Here is a 20249-nt window from a genome sequence, read left to right as displayed (position 1 = left end):
TCCCATGATTTATAGGCGACGGAACGCGATCTAGTGCGCCAGCCTCTTTTTGGAATTATGAGTAACATACTCTCATAGCGAATTTTTTAGTGATATCGCAAGCCTCATAAGCACGTAATTCCAATTTCATAACGACCAAAGTTGTATTTATTCAATCGATTGAACTGTGTAAAAAATGACAACGAAGGCATCCCAACAACTATCAAAAACGCCGCCAAGATCCCTCGCCACTGCCAGGAGCACGCAGCATGATGAGCACAAATTCGACAACAATAATGACTATCTCACTGGCCCTATGGGCCTCGTTGGCAGCTACTTCCGCCTCAGCCGATAACCCTGAAACCTGTCACTGGCAGCCCGAACGAGCCGTTACCTTCATCGTTCCCTGGGGTACCGGTGGCGGCACCGACGCCAATGCACGTCGGTTGGCCAGCCTGCTCGAAGAAGAAATGGGCGTGCCCTTCAACGTCGTCAACCGTACCGGTGGAAACGGCGTTGTAGGCCACACCTCACTCGCGCGAGGCAAACCTGACGGCTATACCATTGGTGCCGCCACTGTCGAGATCGACACCATGCACTGGCTCGGCCTAACACCGCTGACCTACCAGGACATCACGCCCATCGCATTGATTAACCGCAGCTCGCCTGGGGTAGTGGTACAAAATAATTCACCCTACGAAACGCTTGAGGATCTACTCGACGAGGCACGCCAGAACCCCGGAGAATTGACCGCTTCGGGAACTGCCCAGGGCGGCATCTGGCATCTCGCCCTAGCCGGTATGCTCAAGGCCGAAGGACTGGCTCCCGACGCCATTCGCTGGATCCCCAGCCAAGGTGCTGGGCCTGCACTCAAGGAACTGATGGCAGGGGGCATTGATGTTGCGACACCTTCACTCGCTGAGGCCCGCAACCTGATCGAACAGGGGGAACTAAAGGCGCTGGGCTACATGAGCGATACTCCGATGGAACAGATGCCTGAAGTCCCTTTGACAGCTGACACACTGGAGAGTGGATGGACACTAAGTGCCTTTGTGACGGTCAGCGGCCCTGACGGTCTACCGGACGAGATCGCCTGCACCTACGAGCAAGCAATCGAGACAGCTATCAACAGTGAAGCCTGGGCCGAGTTCAAGCGCAGCAGTGGCACTCAGGTAGTGTTCGAAAATCGTCACGAGACCGCTCAACTCCTCGCTGAGGCTGATCGTCAATTGGGCGAAGTGGTCGAAGCGATCGGCCTCGCCAAATAAGCGAGGCCGATTGATAAGCAGGAGGTGTTCATGTGCAATGATCGATTGTCGGGGAGCCTACTGGTTCTCTTCGGCGCACTGGTGCTCTGGCGCGCCTCAACCTTCCCGTCCCTGGCCGGGCTGGAGTACGGCCCCGGCCTGTTTCCCTCTATCGCGGCGATTGGCCTGATAGTTTGCGGAGCGCTAATCGGCTTTGGGTCGCGGGGACGACGGAAGGCGCCGAGCACTTCGACAATGCCACCTCGGCAAACAGGCTGGAGGATGGCAGCACGCCCCATGGCCCTGCTGATCGTGATACTCGGCTATGGCCTATTGCTCGATCTCCTGGGCTTTCATATTGCTTCCTTCATGGCAGTCTCCGCCACAGCCCTGATCTTCGGGATGCGTGCTGGGGGCGCAGTGCTGCTAGCACTCCCTCTGGTGATCGGCGTGCATCTGCTGTTCTATTCACTGCTGCGCGTCCCGCTCCCCTGGGGCCTGCTGACGCCAATGGCATGGTGATTGTATGAGCGCCTCTACTCTCGCCGCCCTGTTCAGCCCAACGTCCTTAGCGGTCATCCTCGCCTGCACGCTCTACGGCACTTTTATCGGCGCCATGCCGGGCCTAACCGCTACCATGGCGGTGGCCCTTCTGGTGCCCTTTACCTACTTCATGGATCCGTTGATCGCCATCAGCGCCATTGTCGCCACAACTACCACAGCGATTTTCGCTGGCGACGTGCCCGGCACCTTGATGCGTATCCCCGGCACGCCCGCCTCCGCGGCCTACGTCGAGGACGCTTACCGCCTGTCACGCGCAGGACGCTCCCGCTCGACGCTGATGGTGTCATTGTTCGCCGCCTGCATTGGAGGCCTGGTGGGTGTCGCCCTTCTAGCGCTCATTGCCCCTCAGTTGGCCCGTGTCGCAGTGCAGTTTTCCAGCTTCGAAACCTTCTGGCTGGCCTGCCTAGGACTGAGTTGCGCGGTACTAACTAGTAACGGTAGCGTCGCCAAGAGCTTTTCCAGCCTCTTCCTCGGCCTATTTATCGCCACTATCGGCATCGATGTCGCCGTCGGCCATCCACGCTTCACCTTCGGCAATTACGAACTGTTCGATGGCATTAGCTTTATTCCCGCCATCATCGGCCTGTTTGCGCTCAGCGAGATTCTGCGCAGTGCACAGATAGGACATCGCGACCAACCTGCCAATGCAGCACAAGAGTCATTTTCCAAAGCGCTGCATGAGGCAGCGCTCGTACTGCGCCGCTTCAAGCGCAACATCGCCCGCTCCAGCGTACTTGGCACCCTGATCGGCGCGCTGCCCGGCGCCGGGGCAGATATCGCCGCTTGGATCTGTTATGCGATTTCACGGCGCTTCTCGCGCCATCCCGAACGCTACGGTACGGGGTACATTGAGGGCGTAACCGATGGTGGCTCCGCCAACAATGCTGCTATCGGTGGCGCCTGGACGCCAGCATTGGTGTTCGGTATCCCCGGCGATAGCGTCACGGCTATTGCCATCGGCATCCTGCTACTCAACGGGATGTCACCTGGGCCGCAGATATTTACCGAGTCACCGGAACTGGTACATACCCTTTACGGCGCCTTCGCACTAAGCAATCTCGCGATGATCCCTGCTGGCCTGTTGGTGATCATGGCTTCCAGTCAGGTGATACGTATCCCGCGTCGGGTACTCATGCCCTGTGTACTACTGTTCTCGTTGGTGGGAGCTTACGCCATTACCAACTCGATCATTGCCATCTGGACAGTATTGGCGCTGGGTGTTCTGGGTTACGCCATGGAGGCCAATGGCTTTCCTCTGGCGCCCGCCATACTGGGTATCGTTCTCGGCACAATCGTCGAGGAAAACTTCATGACATCGATGATGAAGGCCCAAGGCGACTTGCTGGCCTTCTTCGATCGCCCCTGGGCGGCGGCGCTAGGCACACTCACCCTGCTGCTCTGGGCGTTGCTGCTGACTCGCGGTATCTATGAGAGTGTTCAGCGTCGTCGCCACCCTAGCCCCTCTTCGGAAACGGAAACCTATCCATGAACCATCGCAACCGTACCAAACTCGCCCTTAAGCAGGGTCGAGCCATTAGCGCCCTGTGGTTGGAAAGCGCCAGCCCCGAACTAGCCGAAATTGCCGTTTGGGCAGGTTGGAAAACCATTCTGATCGACAACGAGCACGGTGTCTCCAGCCTTGAGCATACCGCGCATCTAGTTCGCGCCATCGAAGCAGCAGGTGGTGAAGCGGTTTTACGCATTCCCGCCAACGACCCCACCTACCTGAAGAAGATCCTGGATATGGGGGTACGCTCGATCATGGTGCCGATGGTCAATAGCGCTGCACAGGCTCAAGCTATCGTCGATGCCTGCCGCTACCCTCCTCATGGACAGCGTGGCTATGCGGCTCCTATCGTACGCGCCTCAGGCTACGGCGCTTTCAGTGATTACGCCAGTCAAGCCAACGATGACCTGCTGTTGATCACCCAAATCGAGCATACTGAAGGGGCAGATAACGTCGAGGCGATCGCCGAGGTTGATGGTATAGACATGCTGTTCATCGGCCCCAACGACCTGGCGGGCTCAATGGGCTTGCTCGAACGTCTCGAGGCACCCGAGGTACGCAGTCTGATTGAGGATCTTGAGCGCCGCATCGCCAATAGCGGGCGCTGGATGGGCACCATCACCGGGCCCGGTCGCGATGTCACCACTCTGACCAATAGTGGCTACCGCTTCGTGGCCGGCCCCAACGACATCGCACTGCTCGCCAGCACCCTACGCCACGAGGCGGCACTATGGCGTGAGCAATCCGCTGATTTCGGAGGGTCCTGATTCGGATATGGTTCTTAGTGGCCGGGGCGTCACTGCCACCGGCCTTCTGAAGACGCTAAGATAAAGTGAAAGTGACCAAGATAATGCTGAAAACAAATCGCTGCCGCACTCTATAGCGCTTCTTGTTGACACATCAATCTATCAACCTCTTCCGCCATTGGAATACTACTGGCAGCGCCGCGTTTTTGAACCGCCAGGGCAGCCGCCGCTGTTGCCCTTTGCAAACACTGTGAAGGCTTTAGGCCAGCTTGCCTAGCGGCAAGGAAGTAACCCACAAAGGTATCGCCTGCGGCCGTTGTATCGATGGCCTTTACCTTTAAAGCCGATTGAAAAAGAGTCTCACTGCTGCGCTGATACCAAGCCCCCTCGCTACCTAGGGTAAGAACCACCTCGACATCGCCAAGCGATTCTTTACAACGCCTTAGCAAATCTGCGGCGCTCGACTCTACCGGCATCTCTAATAAAGCGGCGGCCTCTGTACGGTTAAAAAAAAGCAGTTCACATTGGTCTAGAGGGAGTGATGATACCTTCGAGGTCATTGGTGCTGGGTTAAATATCACCTTGCAGCCGTGGCTCACTGCTAATGGAATAAGCTGATCAAGCCCGTTACATTCGTTCTGAATAAGTATTGTGTCGCCAGGAGCGGTTTGCGCAATAAGAGCCGTCATTTTCTCCTGCGTAAAACCATGATTGGCGCCAGAGAACAAAAGAATAGCGTTTTCACCCAGTGCGTCAATTTGAATAATGGCATGCCCACTTGGCTCTGGGGTCAATTCGACATCTTTCACACCAACACCCGCAGACTCAAGCTCACTGGTCACCCAGGCATCTAGCGATGAAACTCGCCCCCAGTGACTCACCCTTCCTTTGGCGCGCGCTATTGCCAGTGACTGATTGACGCCTTTTCCACCTAACCCAATATTATAATCACCGCTTTCCAAGGTTTCGCCAGGGCGGACAAAATAGGGTACACGGTAAGTATAATCGATATTGATGGAACCAAAATTAAAGATCATTGACACCCCCTCTTATTCAAAAAGCCAGCCAGCTTTAAAGCTGACTGGCCTCTAGGCAAGTTCCTCTAACACCTACTCTTCTAACGCTTACTCTTCTAAAACCTATTATTCCAACACAAAGGGGGAGGTATAGCTATCTACATTATCTTGAGTAATAAGGAAACAGTCATAAAGCTGTTTTTCACTATCCAACCCTGTTTCTCCGGTATTAATGTAATGATCAGCAATTTTTACTGCATGTTCTGCAAATACGGCCACCGGCTGTAGAACGGTATAGGCCAGTTCACCCGAGCGAACCGCATCAACAGCATCTGGTGAACCGTCAAAACCACCTACTATTACATCGTCTAGCCGCCCCTCCTGCTTTAGAGCCACAATGGCGCCTAAAGCCATTTCGTCGTTACCACTAATGACGCCTCGAATATCAGGATGAGAACGGAGCATACTCTGCATTTTATTGCGCCCTTCCGTCCGATCCCAGTTAGCGATGTCAGACGCAGCAAGGCTAAGATCGGGGTATTGGCTAAGCACCGTCTCATAGCCATTGGATCTTGTCGCAGCATTATTATCAGAAGGGGGTCCCTTTAACTCTATATAGGATCCCTCGCCATCTAGTTGCATTGCCCACTGTTGCGCTCCTAACGCGGCTCCTTGCGCATTATTGGAAACCAGTTGCGCTTTGGCCAATCCCTGCTGGTTAATCTCAGCGTTAATAATAAATACCGGAATTCCCGCCTCGATTGCTCTTCGCACAGCGCCAATGGAACCGTCCGCATTAGCAGGGTCGAGAATGATTGCTTTAGCCCCATTGGTAATTGCCGTATCGACCTGATTGCTTTCAGTGTTGGTGTCACCCACATGGGAACTTACATTTGCATCATAGCCCAATTCTTCTGCTGTACGCTCAGCAATTGTTCCTTCCGTTTGCCAATAGGGGTTTGACATATCATTGACAATAATTGAGATCAGTCCCTTGTCCTGAGCAACTATAGAGCTACTAAAGAGCATCGAGACACTGGCGAGAGCTGTAAAAAGCACTTTTTTACTTTTTGGAAGCATGATTATTACCTCATAGTTATGATTGTTGGTCTTTGAATCGGTAGACCTGAGCAGGCCACACTTCTAAGCAATGCTACGTTAAGTAGCACTTGCTCTAGAACCTTCACGCTTACTTTCTGTCGTTTTCTCGGCTTGTTGAGAGGACTTGTGTTTAGCACTGTATTGGACATTATTTAACATGACAGCAAAGACAATCACGCTACCCGTGAAGACCATTTGCCAATAAGCAGACACACCGATGATGACCAGACCGTCGGCGAGAAAGCCAATTACAAATGCGCCCAATAAAGTATTTCGAACCGTGCCACGTCCCCCCATCAGTGAGGCGCCACCGATAACAACAGCAGCAATCGCTGTCAGCTCATAGGTAGTACCTGCCGTTGGCCCAGCAGAGGTCAACTGTGAGGCAAGTACAATCCCAGCCAGGGCTGCGCACACGCCGGAAATAATGTAGACGGAGAGCTTAACGCGATTGACGGGCACCCCAGATAGCTCTGCAGCACGCGCATTGCCACCGGTAGAGTAAATCCACCGGCCAAACGGCGTACGACTGAGCGCCAACATGCAAATAACCGCAGCACAAAAGAGAATCAAAACACCTACAGGAATACCGAATAGTTTATTAAACCCAAGCCATTCAAACCCAGTATTACCTAATGTAGGGTCACCACTTAAACTATTGAACGTTAATCCATCGGTTAGCAGCAGTGCGGCTCCGCGCGCGACATACAACATGCCCAGTGTGGCCACGAAAGCAGGCACTTTGAAGTAGGCAACTAATACGCCATTGATAGCCCCCACGAGGCCGCCCAGTAAGCAAGTAAGTACCACGACGACCCACACTGAAGGATAGAAAGCCAAATTAAACGCTTCAATCTCCACCCCTTCTAACAACATACCCGCGAACACTCCGCAAAGTGCCAACGTAGAGCCAACCGATAAATCGATACCGCCAGTCAGAATGACAAACAGCATGCCGATGCCTAGCAAGCCAAAAACAGCCACATGCGAAGACATGGTTAAAAAATTACCCGTTGAAAAATAAACAGGCGAGAGCATGGAAAAGACAATAATGATCACGATTAATGCAAAAAAAGCCCTACCTTCCAGCAAAATCTTGACGATATCGATACTGCCTTTTTCATCTTGTAACGCGTTATTGTTGTGATGAGACATAGTCATTACCTATCCGATTGAATAATCATGCAGCAACTGATTCGCCCGAAGCAGCCATAATTTCATCTTTCGTTACACCCGGTTTGAATTCAGCGGAGATCCGTCCTTTGCTCATCACCAGCACTCTGTGTGGAATACTCAAGCACTCGCTTACTTCAGATGTTGTAAAGACAACCGCCAACCCCCGCCGAGCCCCTTGGCTCAATAACTTGAACACTTCGGCCTTGGCGCCCACGTCGATACCACGGCTTGGCTCATCAAGTATGATGACGTCTGGATGGGTAGCCAACATCTTACCGATCACCACTTTTTGCTGGTTACCGCCAGACAATGAACCAATGGAAGCCTCCCCGCCGTCTGTTTTAATGTGCACCTTATCGATAGCTGAATTAATCATTTCTGCCTCCAAGCTGGAAGAAGTAAGCCCCTTGCGAGTAAACGCATGGATACTGGCTAACGACAGATTTCTACCGACTGACAGGGTGGGTACTAACCCATCACGCTGGCGATCCTCAGGCACTAACACCAACCCTCTCTCGATTCGCTGTGCAATGTTGTAATGGGATACGTCAGTTGAGTTGAGCAAGATATCTCCCTTGGACTGCCGGGTTCGCCCTGCCACACACTCCAATAACTCAGTTCTGCCAGCGCCCATTAGCCCATAAATGCAGACAATCTCGCCTGCGCGCACATCAAGAGAAAGATCCTCAACAACATAGCGACCTGCCACTTTATCGTCGCTTATGTAAAGGTTCTGGATAGAGAGCGCGGTGGAGCCCTGCTCATACCCTGTGGGCGGTGAGCCAAGATCGAAACTCTCTCCTACCATATGCCTGACGATCCACTGCAGGTCGATATCACTACGTGGAGCGTAAGCAGTCATGACCCCATCGCGGAGAACAACGGCATGATCGGTAATCTGTAGCGCCTCTTCCAAATGGTGAGAAATATAAACAATCGAGACACCCTTGTTTTTGAGATCCTGGACGACTTTAAATAACGTCTCGACTTCCGTGGCACTCAATGCGGAAGTCGGTTCATCCATAATCAAAATGCGAGAGTTCTTGGACAGCGCTCTCGCGATTTCAACGATTTGTTGCTGCCCAACCCGTAGATCTTCGACCAGGGTAAGAGGGTGGATCGGTTCATCCAGCTCCTCCATTAACAATTCAGCCTGACGCGCCTCCTCTTTATAGTCGACGCTGCCTCTTCCTTTAGTCAGCTCACGCCCCATAAAAATGTTGTCGCGCACATTCAGGTTAGGGGCCAAGCTTAACTCCTGATGAATAATGGTAATCCCCAGCGCTTCAGCATCCGACGGCGACGAAAAGCTGACGCTCTCTCCTTCCAATACAATCTCCCCAGCCGTCTGAGCAATGACACCAGACAAAATTTTCATCAGCGTAGATTTACCAGCTCCATTTTCGCCAAACAGCGTTGTCACCTGTCCTCGATATATATCGAAGTTCACTTCTTTGAGGGCTTGCACGGCACCGAAACGCTTTTCGATATTGCGTGCAGAAAGAATCACCTCGGGTGGAGCCACTTCCGCTGTTGATCTATCGATATTCATAGCCGCCCCTCACTCAATGGTCACTATACTCACAGGAGTAATTAGCCAGTTTTTGGGATTTATCATGGTAAAGGAGCCGACTACTTCTAACGTTTTTCCGGTTAACTCTTGCCCGGAAATATCCGCAAGCACTTGACGCTTCATTTCATCATTGAGCGCTGCGCCGACATCTTGGTACTCAATCTGATTGGTAAAGTCGCCAAATTGAATATTGCCGGTTGTATCTCTCAGCGTAGTGCCATTAATGGCTGGGCCTGTTTGCACACGAATGACGATATCTGAAGGCACATCGGCAACCTCTAGGGTGTAAACGCCCCCCCGGCTTTCTACAGCAACTCCGGATAAAGAGACCGGCACAATATGGCCAATGCCGGCAGCGACGCCGTATTTCTCACCTGCCGCTCCGGCATCCTGGAGAACCTCTGGCGCCAATACCGATGCATTTACAGCGTTATTCTCGACATACGCTTGGATCTCTGGAAATGTTTCCTGAGCAAATTGCTGTGGTGAAAACCCCACCGCGCTCTCAAGTTCAGTAAGACTAATGACTTTAGTATCGAGCGCCATGAGTGCAAACAGCACTAACGCAAAAGCAGCTGCCACATAGACCTTTATACGCTTATCACCGGGCACCGAATTTAATGTCGCCGACATAATCACTCCGGTTATCATTGTAGTTATAAAAAAGTTATAAATAAGAAACTTCCACTACCTACTTCCCGTCAGGTATAAGCACAACCTTTAATGCGTTAGGGTCATTGCGCATTAGATCTAGCCCTTGATGGAATTCGGCTAACGGCAGCTTATGGGTCACCACATGATTCGTTGGGAAATCACCATTACCAATGCCTTCAATGACAGGTGGGTAACAATAAGGGCCTAGATGCGCACCCAGCACATCCAGCTCTTTACGATCGCTAATAATGCTCCAATCAACAGTCACTGGCTCTTTGAATACACTAAATTCGACAAAGCGACCCAATTTACGGATCATATAAAGACCTTGCTCTACCGACTGTACCGCACCGCTCGCCTCAATATAGATATCGCAACCATAGCCTTCCGTTATGCCTTTAACGTAGTCAATAACATCAACTTCAGCGGGATTCAGGACAATGTCAGCACCAAACTGTTTAGCAAGTTCTAAGCGCTTGTTATTGAGATCCAGTACGACCAGCTTGGAAGGCCCGGACTTTTTGATCGCACCGATCATTCCTAGCCCTAAGGTGCCTGCCCCGGAGAGGACAACCACATCTCCCAGTTCAATCTGCGCACGCTTAACGGCATGTAACGAACAAGCATAGGGTTCAATAAGAACCGCTTTCTCCATTGGAATCTCATCTGGCAACTTGTGATTAATGGCTTCTTTAGGAAAGACCATATATTCAGCCATACCGCCATTTACGTTGTGCTGAAATCCATACACATCGTGCTTTTCGCACATCCAGTACTGCCCACGGTTACAGAAACGGCACTCCCAGCAAGGCACGATTTGCTCGGAAATAACGCGATCACCGACCTCAAGGTTTTTAACGCCCTCTCCTAAAGCCATCACATGACCAATAAACTCATGGCCTGGAATCATCGGTGCTTTGATATAAGCGGGCTGGGTTTCGTCTCCCCAAAAACTGGGGGCGCCTTCATAGGCTTTGAGATCGCCTGCGCAGATTCCGCACGCTTCAACCTTTATCAGGACTTCACCCTCTCCCACCTTCGGCACGCCCACCTCTTCAAGACGATAATCACCAGGCGCGTAGGCTACGACGGCTTGCATGGTCAGAGGCAGTTCGGTGTGATTGTTGTTATCGGTGTTATGCATTACTCACTCCTAATATATCTTGTATTGCTTGGCTAGCGGCGCACGCTTTACAAAAGATCTTGTTGTGTACATATGAATTAACTGCTTTAAGCATAGCTGAGTCAATCCATAATGGAATTTTCTAATCTTATACTTTAGACCAATAACATAATTGTTTGTTTTTTATATTTAAATTTTAAAAATGGAAACTATTTATTATTACGGCCATGCGAAAGCATCACTTAAAGCCATGCTATATGTTCCAGCATCGTACAAATGTACAAGCGCCCGCCAAATATCACTGACATCGGAGCGAGGGACAAGGGGGAAACCAAGCATGCCAAAGAGTGCCCACATGCCCAAGAAAAGCCAATAAATGCAACAGAGAAAGTTGGGCCGACCTAAGCGTAAGATGCCGAGAAACCTTAGGTTTTGAATACAAATCAAGAGCGCACTTACCCGGTAGTCGCTTCATCGAGACGCAGAATGGTGTGCGCGTTAGTGACACTAGTCGCCAAGGTATCGATAACCCCGGTACGCAGCGCCCCCAGTATCCCAACCGCTTTAGTATTTTCACTGGCGATAGCAATAACGTCTGGAATACGCGTGAGATCCTGTATATTAAGTCCCACCACACGCCCCTGCATCTGCGTTGCGGAAGGCTTCCCATGGATATCGATAAAGTCATAGCCCATCATATCGCCCACGGTTCCAGAGAGCCGTGCTTCTGCAATTTCCTGGGCCGAAAACCACCCCATACGCACCATATTACTGTCTTCACTTACGTCACCCACGCCAATCAAAGCGGTATCCGCACGGCGAGCCCGGTCTAGCGTCTGGCGCACGGTAGAGTTTTCATACAATGCATCCCTAAGTTCACCGCTCTGTACCAGCGCAGGGGCATAAAGCGTCTCACTATCACCGCCAAACCTACTCGCCAAACGTCGACAAATATGATCGGGATTCATATGCTCGCCTGCGCGCAGCGAGCCACCAATTGCGCACACAAATGAAACCTTCAACGACTCCGCCAGGAAAACGTTATCCGCCACGGCGGCCACGTTACGACCCATGCCAACGGCTACGATCTGGCCATCGGTCAAACTACGCGACAGATGGTCTGCCACTAGACTAGCGACTGACGAGCGCTGCACATCCGGGTCGGCATTATCCAGAGCAATCAACGCTCGCTTCAGGCCAAAGCGCCGTTTGAGCTCCTGCTCAATCTCAACACTAACGGCGGGATGCAGGCGCACTCGGACATCGACAATTCCTTCTGCCTGGGCACGCTTGAGCAGCCGCCCTATTCGCACACGCGAATGCCCGAGCCTATTTGCGATCGCTTCCTGCGTCTCCCCCTGCACATAGTAGAGCGTTGAAATCTCTGTCATTAAGTCTATATCTGCAGCGTCTTGACCATTCATCCTCGGCATCCAGGGGTTATTGAAGGGCATGTATCATGTCAGCTTGCTTGACACTTTTTCAACACAGGAATCAGCGCCTGAATAATCAGCGCCAATGAAACAGAGCCGGCATCAGGCGTACCCACGCTTTTTTCAGCCAATGGGCGTGCGCGGCCAACACGGGGAATTAATTGCCTGGTAGCCTCAGCAGCCTCACTCGCTATGCGTGCAGCGGATTCCCAGCAAGCCAAAGCTCCCTGGCCTTTCTCAGCCTCCCACGACAGGGCATCGGCAAAAGGCACCAGCACGTCGACAAGGGTCTTATCGCCCAATTCAGCTTTACCAAATGCCATTACTTGCTGACGGGCATTGACCACGCCAGCAGCAAGACGCTGTCCTGATAACGGCTTCTCATTACCAAGCGACTCCCCCATCGCTTTTAAGATTACCCGCCAGATAGCACCAGAGGTACCGCCCGCTTCGTCTGACCAGCGCTGCCCAGCCCACTGCAGCACTGTCTCCGCGCCCGCGCCGCCATCAAGAGCCTCTTTGGCCGCTTCAAGCGCAGCCCTGCTGCCCCGCTGCATACCAATACCGTGATCACCATCCCCAGCCACAGCATCAATCTGGCCCAGCATCTCGCAGTTTTCATTGACCGTATTTGCGAGCACTTCGAGCGATTCAACGACGCCGCACGCTAATTTTCGCGAGGCATCGCTAGCCTCGGGAATCTCATCTTGCGTAACCACCTCTACCTCGGCAGGATCCAGCGCCTGCGCTGGCGTCACGCTGCCTTTTCGATAGCCCGGCGCATCCGCAGCGGCGGTCCACAGCGGCTCCATGTCTTTATCAAGCCAGAACAACGTCAGCGAAACCCCGGCCATATCAAGACTGGTCACCAGCTCGCCCACATCAGGCTCCACAATGCTTAATCCAGCTTCCTGCAGCAACTCGTCAACCTTGCGATAAATAACGAACAGCTCTTCATACTTAATAGTACCCAGGCCATTGAGTATCGGTGCCACCCGCGCTCCTTGGAGTCTGATACCGTCAGGAACTTCTTCCAATAATCGGGCAACGAGGATTTCTGCCAAGCCATCTGCGGAAGGAATATCCGTCTCACTAATACCCGGCTCGCCGTGAATCCCCAGCCCTATGGCCATCCTGCCTTCGGGCACATGAAAGAGCGAATCGGCTGCACCCGGTAACGTGCATCCCTCAAACGCCACTCCAAAAGAGCGCGTGCAGCGATTTGCCTCTTTCGCCACTTGAACTACTTCTTCCAGTGATAATCCCTTTTCTGCTGCAGCGGCGGCGGCCTTGAAAACGGTTAGATCACCTGCGATGCCCCGGCGCTTATCAAGCTCCGCCAAGGGTGCACTGGCGACATCATCAGTGACCAGCACGATTTCACAGGGAATACCGTCCGCAATCAAACGCTCGCGCGCCTCACCAAAATGCAGCACGTCCCCCGCATAATTCCCAAAAGAGAGCAGCACACCACCGCCGTTGTTGGCGGCTTTGGCGACGGAATAAACTTGCTGTGCAGAAGGCGAGCAAAACAGATTTCCCATGACCGCCCCATGGGCCAACCCTTGCCCGACCAACCCCGCAAAGGTGGGGTAATGGCCACTACCACCGCCAACCACGACCGCAACACTATCTGGCTGGCTGCGCGTACTGCGTACGACACCTCCCGGCACAGCCATCAGCTTATCGCGATGAGCAGCTACTAAACCTAAACGAGCTTCTTCAGGGAAATCATTTGGATCATTAAATAGGCGTGTCATTATTATATCCTCTGGAGTGAGGCCAAACTGCGTGATCACAGCTTGCATGCTGTTGTTATTAATCAGCGTCGACGAATATGAGCGATACCACGGTTACGGAGTATTCAATCGAGACTCATATTCGTCAATCTTTGCTATTTTTAATTCGGAATTTCCACCCGAAAAGTTGCTGCCCAAAAAGGTTGCCACTATTGATTTAGCCAACTCTGGCCCAATCACTCTGGATCCCAGCGTGACAATCTGTGCATTATTACTGGTGCGCGCCTTTGCTGCTGAGTAAGTATCGTGCGCCTGCGCAGCGCGGATACCGGGCACCTTATTGGCAGAAATAGCCACTCCGATTCCCGTGCCGCATACCAGTACTGCACGATCGAAGCGCCCCTCCTTAATCGCCGTAGCCACCTCAAAGGCAACATCGGGGTACAGCACCGGCTGGGCATTAAAAGTGCCAAAATCTTCAACCTCGTAGCCTAACTCTCGGATATAACCAATGAGAATCTCTTTCAAGTCGTAAGCGGCCTCATCACCGCCAATGGCGACTCTGAGAGAAGACGTCGCACTAGACATTCATGCTCTCCCTTTCTAGGAAATAGAAACGCGGACGACTAACAACGATGAAAACCACCACGCAGTTGCCAGCCGTCTACTGACGCTATTCAATCTATCACTAACCGAGCATTTGTAAACACACCGATCATAAGATCTAGTTGTATTTTTTTGGAGGATTCAGGATAAAAACCAAGAAACAATCAATAATATATTGATAATAAAAGAATTATATGGATATAAAGCATTATCTACCAAGCACTATACTTTTGTTCAATGACCTTAAAATCGATTTCAGTGGCACGCTGATTTGACTAAATCGGTCTAAATGGACAATCATTTGAACACAGCATGTTCATTTTTAAGGAGAGTAGGCAATGTCGCTTCTGGATGGATTACGCGAACACTCACTGGTCGTGGCCGACACGGGCGACTTGGATGCCATAAAGCGCTATCAACCGCAGGACGCTACCACTAACCCCTCATTGATTCTCAAGGCCTTCGAACTGCCTCGTTATCAAGAGTTGATCGACAAGGTGCTTGCTGAATTATGTCGTGATGAGAGCGACCTGAGCCGAATAGTTGACCAACTTTCGGTTGCGATTGGCGGGCAAATTGCCAATGTGGTACCTGGACGAATATCGACAGAAGTGTCCGCACACCTCTCTTTTAATACCCAAGCCAGTATTCACAAGGCCTACGAACTGATTGAGCGCTACGAAAAAATGGGTATTAACCGCAGCCGTGTGCTGATCAAGCTCGCGTCTACCTGGGAAGGGATCCGTGCGGCTCAGCAATTAGAGCGTGAAGGCATCAACTGCAACTTAACGCTCTTGTTCAGCGATGCCCAGGCCCAGGCCTGCTTTGATGCAGGGGTGTACCTGATATCGCCCTTCGTTGGCCGCGTTAGCGATTGGTACCAAAAGACAACAGGTGAACAGTTCACACCAGAAGAAGACCCTGGCGTGCTATTTGTAAAGGGGATTTGCGAGAGGGCTGCCGCTGGTCATTATGACACTGTCGTCATGGGGGCAAGTTTTCGTACCACCGATCAAGTATTAGCGTTGGCGGGCTGCCATCGCCTAACCATCTCTCCCGCACTGCTAGAACAGCTTGATAGCATGGAAGGAGAGGTGGCCTCAAAAATCCAGCAGAAAACCGTCACTCGTAAAGCATTCACACCGCTATCAGAAGCTGGCTTTCGTTGGCAGCATAACCAAGATGCAATGGCCAACGAGATGCTGGCTGACGGGATCCGACGCTTCGCCAGCGACCAACAAACATTAGAGTCGCTGATTGCTCAACGCTTGACTGCTCGCGCCTAACGACACGCTACTCAATATAACAACTAAGGTATCACTGCTATGAATAACCGTTTTGAGCTGGCCAATGCCATTCGCGCCCTGTCCATGGATGCCGTTCAGAAGGCCAAATCCGGCCACCCGGGCGCCCCCATGGGTATGGCTGATATCGCCGAGGTGCTATGGAATGACTACCTCAAGCACAACCCCGAAGACCCCAAGTGGGCCGATCGTGACCGCTTTGTGCTCTCCAATGGCCACGGCTCCATGCTGCTTTACTCGCTGCTCCACCTCAGCGGCTACGAGCTGAGCCTGGAACAGCTGCAGAATTTCCGCCAGTTGCACTCGCCTACTGCCGGACACCCGGAATTCGGCTACGCGCCGGGCATTGAGACCACCACTGGCCCGCTGGGTCAGGGCTTTGCTAACGCCGTGGGTTTTGCCATCGCGGAAAAAAACCTGGCGGCGCAGTTTAACCGTCCCGGTCACACCATCGTCGATCACCACACCTGGTGTTTCCTGGGTGACGGCTGCTTAATGGAAGGTATCTCCCACGAAGCGGCCTCGCTGGCCGGTACCCAGCAGTTGGGTAAATTGATCGCCCTTTATGACGACAACGGCATCTCTATCGATGGCGAAGTGGAAGGCTGGTTCACCGACGATACCGCCAAGCGTTTTGAAGCTTACGGCTGGCACGTGGTGCCCAATGTGGATGGCCACAAGCCTGAAGAGGTTAAAGCCGCTATTGAGCTGGCCAAGAGCCACGACGATAAGCCGAGCCTGATTATCTGCAAGACCATCATTGGCTTTGGTGCCCCCAACAAGCAGGGCAAGGAAGACGCCCACGGCGCCCCCTTAGGCGATGACGAAGTGGCTCTGGCGCGCACTCAGCTCGACTGGCCCCATGCGCCCTTCCATATTCCCGAGCCGATCTACTCCGCCTGGGATGCCCGTGCAGCGGGCAAAGCGGCTCAGCAGGCGTGGGACGCGCGGTTTGCCCGCTACGCGGAAGCCTTCCCCACAGAAGCGCGGGAGTTCACCCGCCGGATGAAACGTCAGTTGCCCGCGGAACTGCCCACCGAAGCCTTGATCGAGCAGGCCCAAGAGCGCGGCGAGACCATTGCGTCACGCAAAGCCTCGTTTGAAGCACTCAATGTGATCGGCCCGCAAATGCCGGAAATGCTGGGCGGCAGTGCCGACCTGGCGCCGTCTAACCTGACCTTCTGGAAAGGCGCCAAAGCGATCACCCCGGAAGACGCCAGCGGCAACTACCTGCACTACGGTGTCCGTGAGTTTGGCATGGGGGCGGTCATGAACGGCATCGCCCTGCACGGCGGTCTGGTACCTTACGGTGCAACCTTCCTGATCTTTATGGAGTACATGCGTAACTCGATTCGCATGGCGTCGCTGATGGGCCAGCAGGTGATTTACGTGTTTACCCACGACTCCATCGGCCTGGGTGAAGATGGCCCGACTCACCAGCCCATTGAGCAGCTCACCAGCCTGCGCACCACGCCGAATCTAAACACCTGGCGCCCCTGTGATGCGGTGGAAACCGCCGCCGCCTGGGATGCGGCGATTAAGCGTCACTCCGGCCCCACGGCGCTCGTACTGTCACGCCAGAACCTGCCTCACCAGCAGCGCACGAAGGCGCAGTTGGCAGCGATTCAAAACGGGGCTTATGTTCTTAAAGACCCGGTTCTGAAAGATAGCGAAGGCACGCCCAAAAAGCCGGAGTTGATTCTGATTGCCACCGGTTCTGAAGTCGGCCTGGCCATGGACGCCGCCGCCAAGCTCGAGCAGCAGGGCAAAGCGGTACGCGTGGTCTCCATGCCTTCGGCCTATCGCTTTAACGGCCAGGACGCCGAGTACCGTGAGAGCGTACTGCCTAAGGCGGTCACCAAGCGTATCGCCATCGAAGCCGCCCATGCCGACTACTGGTACAAGTATGTGGGTCTTGACGGCCGCGTGATCGGCATGACCACCTACGGCGAATCCGCCCCGGCGGGGGATCTGTTCAAGCACTTCGGCTTTACCGTCGACAATGTGGCCAAGCAAGCGAATGAACTACTGGGTTAAATCTTAAAAGCAGGCAAAAGCTCGAACCTGGCTCCTCACTTTGCTGTAAAACGAGAGGAGCCAGCTTTATTGAGGCTGTTCAGTAAGGCTGCGGAATCTCGCCGTCGTCATCATCGTCGCGCATACGCGCCTGGCGTTCCGCCTCTTCCTCTTTGGCATCGTCGATGACTTCCATCAACTCATCGACGTTAGCAATATGGGTATCGGCATCGAAGTGGCCGGTGAGCTTGCTATCCGGATGCAGTTCACCGGTTTCATACAGCGCCCACATCTCTCTGCCATATTCGGTATTCAGAAGCTCTGGCGCGAACTGGCCGAAGTAATTGCGCATGTTATCCACATCGCGATACAGCATCGCGGCCGCGCTGTTATTACCGGCAGCGTCAACGGCCTGGGGCAGATCGATAATCACCGGGCCAGAGGCATCGACCAGCACGTTAAATTCCGACAAATCGCCGTGAATCAGGCCCGCGCACAGCATATTAACCACGTCTTGAATAACCTTGGCGTAGTAGGTCTCGGCCTGCTCTGGGGTAAGCGTGACTTCGTCCAAGCGCGGCGCGACGTTGCCTTCGGCGTCGCTGATCATCTCCATCAACAGTACGCCGTCCACAAAGCCATGAGGCTCAGGTACCCGCACACCCGCCGAGGCAAGACGGTAGAGCGCGTCGACTTCGGCATTCAGCCACGCCTGCTCCTGCTCTTTCTGACCGTAACGGGTTTTTTTAGCCATCGCCCGTGAACGGCGGCTATTGCGCTCTTTACGCCCCTCTTGATATTGAACGGCCTGTTTAAAGCTACGCTGTTTGGCCTCCTTAAATACCTTGGCACAGCGCACTTCTTCACCGCAGCGCACCACGTAGACCTGCGCTTCCTTGCCACTCATTAACTGCACCAACACCTCGTCGATCATTCCATCATCGACCAGGGGTTGTAATCGCTTAGGGATTTTCATGGTTAGCTGCGTCGGCTCCTCTTTGGTACGCGTTCAATAACGGATACGGCGAACACGGAAAGCCCGCCCTTTTAATTTATCACGCTCGAGTTTGGCCTGAGCCTGCTGAATCACATCGCGCTCAACGGCCACATAGGCGCTGCGGGCGAGCACTTTAATTTTACCCACTTGATCGCCGCGCAAGCCGCCTTCACTGGTCAGTGCGCCAAGAATATCGCCGGGGCGCAGCTTGTCTTTTTTGCCACCGGCTAACTGCAATGTCGCCATTAGCGGCTCGAACGGCACCGAGTGCTTCGGTTTAGGCAAGGGCTCAGTTTTAATCGCCTGCTCCAGCAACCCTTCCAGTCGCTCCAGCCGGTAACTCTCTTTAGGGGTTACCAGCGTACAGGCAATGCCACTGGCCCCGGCACGACCGGTGCGACCTACCCGGTGCACGTGAACATCAAGCTCGCGGGCAATTTGGTAGTTAAACACGGCGTCCAGCTGGGCAATATCAAGGCCGCGGGCGGCAACGTCCGTGGCCACCAGAATAGACGCGCTCTGGTTAGAGAACAGAATCAGAATGCGATCACGATCCTTCTGCTCTAAATCGCCATTGAGCGCCACGGCGCTAAAACCAGCATCGGTCAGTTGCTCAGCCACTGCCTGGGTTTCGCGTTTAGTGTTGCAGAATACCACGCTGGTCGCGGGCCGATAGACCAGCAGCAGTTGGCGCAGGGCGTCAAATCGCGCCTCTTCATTGGCGACACTGTAAAAGTGCTGTTGAATCGTCGTGGCGTCGTGCACCTCGGCGATTTTCACCATCACCGGTTCACGCATGACGCCACGGGTCATCTCGGTTAGACCGCCCGATGTCTGCTCGTCAGGGAAGGTCGCGCTGAACAGCAGCGTTTGACGGTCAGTTGGGGTCTCGGCAATGATGTCATCAATGGTTGCCTGGAAGCCCATATCCAGCATGCGATCCGCTTCATCTAACACCAGCATCGCGAGGGATTCCAGAGTGAGCGAGCCTTTGCGCAAGTGCTCGTCAATACGCCCTGGTGTGCCTACGACAATGTGCGCGCCGTGCTCTAAAGAGCCGAGCTGCGGGCCAAAGGGTGCACCGCCGCAGAGAGTCAGTATTTTTACATTGGCCATGCCGCGGGCTAAACGGCGCAGCTCTTCAGCCACCTGGTCAGCGAGCTCCCGGGTGGGGCACAGCACCAGGCCTTGCACCGCAAAGCTGTCTACTTTCAATTTAGCCAGCAGTGCCAAACCAAACGCCGCCGTTTTGCCTGAGCCAGTTTTCGCCTGCGCCAGCACATCGCGCCCGGCCAGCATCGGCGGCAGGCTTTCCGCCTGCACCGGCGACATTTCGTGATAGCCAAGGGACGCAAGGTTGCTCAGCAGAGCTTTTGGCAACGCTAACGAGGAGAAAGAGGAGTCAGACACGATATTACCTTGCTTGGGCCACAGGTAGATGGCCATCGGAAAACAGCACACGCAGCCT

General features: G+C 53.4%; 17 protein-coding genes. 6 read left to right on the top strand and 11 right to left on the bottom strand.

Going from position 1 to position 20249, the window contains the following annotated elements:
- Positions 1 to 248 precede the first annotated feature (248 nt).
- The 4 genes from HALA3H3_RS15365 to HALA3H3_RS15350 are packed head-to-tail and all read left to right on the top strand — an operon-like array spanning position 249 to position 4064.
- Positions 249 to 1247, top strand: coding sequence for a tripartite tricarboxylate transporter substrate binding protein (locus HALA3H3_RS15365; protein WP_022522478.1), 999 nt, complete (start codon positions 249 to 251; stop codon positions 1245 to 1247).
- A 30-nt stretch (positions 1248 to 1277) separates the two neighbouring features.
- Positions 1278 to 1748: a tripartite tricarboxylate transporter TctB family protein gene (locus HALA3H3_RS15360; RefSeq protein ID WP_022522477.1), complete on the top strand. Its 471-nt coding sequence runs from the start codon at positions 1278 to 1280 to the stop codon at positions 1746 to 1748.
- Positions 1749 to 1752: 4 nt separating this feature from the next.
- A complete protein-coding gene (locus HALA3H3_RS15355; protein ID WP_022522476.1) occupies positions 1753 to 3279 on the top strand; it encodes a tripartite tricarboxylate transporter permease in 1527 nt (508 codons plus the stop codon).
- Positions 3276 to 4064: an HpcH/HpaI aldolase family protein gene (locus HALA3H3_RS15350; protein WP_022522475.1), complete on the top strand. Its 789-nt coding sequence runs from the start codon at positions 3276 to 3278 to the stop codon at positions 4062 to 4064. The genes HALA3H3_RS15355 and HALA3H3_RS15350 overlap by 4 nt, the downstream gene beginning before the upstream one ends.
- A 110-nt stretch (positions 4065 to 4174) precedes the next feature.
- Here HALA3H3_RS15350 and HALA3H3_RS15345 read toward each other — a convergent pair whose 3' ends face one another.
- The 9 genes from HALA3H3_RS15345 to HALA3H3_RS15305 all read right to left on the bottom strand — a co-directional run bounded on the left by HALA3H3_RS15345 (position 4175) and on the right by HALA3H3_RS15305 (position 14446).
- Complete coding sequence (locus HALA3H3_RS15345; RefSeq protein WP_022522474.1) at positions 4175 to 5080, bottom strand: ribokinase; 906 nt, start codon at positions 5078 to 5080, stop codon at positions 4175 to 4177.
- A 105-nt stretch (positions 5081 to 5185) separates the two neighbouring features.
- Positions 5186 to 6139 (bottom strand): D-ribose ABC transporter substrate-binding protein, encoded by a 954-nt coding sequence (locus tag HALA3H3_RS15340; RefSeq protein ID WP_009288677.1) that lies wholly within the window; start codon positions 6137 to 6139, stop codon positions 5186 to 5188.
- A 78-nt stretch (positions 6140 to 6217) separates the two neighbouring features.
- A complete protein-coding gene (locus HALA3H3_RS15335; RefSeq protein ID WP_022522473.1) occupies positions 6218 to 7315 on the bottom strand; it encodes an ABC transporter permease in 1098 nt (365 codons plus the stop codon).
- Positions 7316 to 7340: 25 nt separating this feature from the next.
- Positions 7341 to 8888, bottom strand: a complete 1548-nt coding sequence (locus HALA3H3_RS15330) for a sugar ABC transporter ATP-binding protein (RefSeq protein ID WP_022522472.1) — start codon at positions 8886 to 8888, stop codon at positions 7341 to 7343.
- 9 nt (positions 8889 to 8897) lie between these two features.
- Complete coding sequence (locus HALA3H3_RS15325) at positions 8898 to 9542, bottom strand: DUF2291 family protein (protein ID WP_022522471.1); 645 nt, start codon at positions 9540 to 9542, stop codon at positions 8898 to 8900.
- 58 nt (positions 9543 to 9600) lie between these two features.
- Entirely contained in the window at positions 9601 to 10707 is a 1107-nt protein-coding gene (locus HALA3H3_RS15320; RefSeq protein WP_022522470.1) for an MDR/zinc-dependent alcohol dehydrogenase-like family protein, read from the bottom strand.
- Between the two features lie 434 nt (positions 10708 to 11141).
- Positions 11142 to 12077: a sugar-binding transcriptional regulator gene (locus HALA3H3_RS15315; protein WP_233974185.1), complete on the bottom strand. Its 936-nt coding sequence runs from the start codon at positions 12075 to 12077 to the stop codon at positions 11142 to 11144.
- A 71-nt stretch (positions 12078 to 12148) separates the two neighbouring features.
- The gene (locus HALA3H3_RS15310) at positions 12149 to 13879 is read right to left on the bottom strand and encodes a dihydroxyacetone kinase family protein (RefSeq protein ID WP_022522468.1); all 1731 of its coding nucleotides are present in this window, start codon (positions 13877 to 13879) and stop codon (positions 12149 to 12151) included.
- A 93-nt stretch (positions 13880 to 13972) separates the two neighbouring features.
- Positions 13973 to 14446 carry an RpiB/LacA/LacB family sugar-phosphate isomerase gene (locus HALA3H3_RS15305; protein WP_022522467.1) on the bottom strand — a complete coding sequence of 158 codons (474 nt, stop codon included), beginning with the start codon at positions 14444 to 14446 and terminating at the stop codon, positions 13973 to 13975.
- A gap of 356 nt (positions 14447 to 14802) precedes the next feature.
- Here HALA3H3_RS15305 and tal point away from each other — a divergent pair, with 356 nt between their 5' ends.
- The gene (tal, locus tag HALA3H3_RS15300) at positions 14803 to 15750 is read left to right on the top strand and encodes a transaldolase (RefSeq protein ID WP_022522466.1); all 948 of its coding nucleotides are present in this window, start codon (positions 14803 to 14805) and stop codon (positions 15748 to 15750) included.
- Between the two features lie 39 nt (positions 15751 to 15789).
- The gene (gene tkt, locus HALA3H3_RS15295; RefSeq protein ID WP_022522465.1) at positions 15790 to 17805 is read left to right on the top strand and encodes a transketolase; all 2016 of its coding nucleotides are present in this window, start codon (positions 15790 to 15792) and stop codon (positions 17803 to 17805) included.
- A 79-nt stretch (positions 17806 to 17884) separates the two neighbouring features.
- Here tkt and HALA3H3_RS15290 read toward each other — a convergent pair whose 3' ends face one another.
- Positions 17885 to 18760: a PA4780 family RIO1-like protein kinase gene (locus HALA3H3_RS15290; protein ID WP_022522464.1), complete on the bottom strand. Its 876-nt coding sequence runs from the start codon at positions 18758 to 18760 to the stop codon at positions 17885 to 17887.
- A gap of 33 nt (positions 18761 to 18793) precedes the next feature.
- A complete protein-coding gene (gene dbpA, locus HALA3H3_RS15285) occupies positions 18794 to 20227 on the bottom strand; it encodes an ATP-dependent RNA helicase DbpA (protein ID WP_022522463.1) in 1434 nt (477 codons plus the stop codon).
- Positions 20228 to 20249: the final 22 nt, after the last annotated feature.

It is taken from the genome of Halomonas sp. A3H3, assembly GCF_000982975.1.
Taxonomy (GTDB): Bacteria; Pseudomonadota; Gammaproteobacteria; order Pseudomonadales; family Halomonadaceae; genus Vreelandella; species Vreelandella titanicae.
This window is presented reverse-complemented; position numbering and strand designations above follow the sequence as displayed.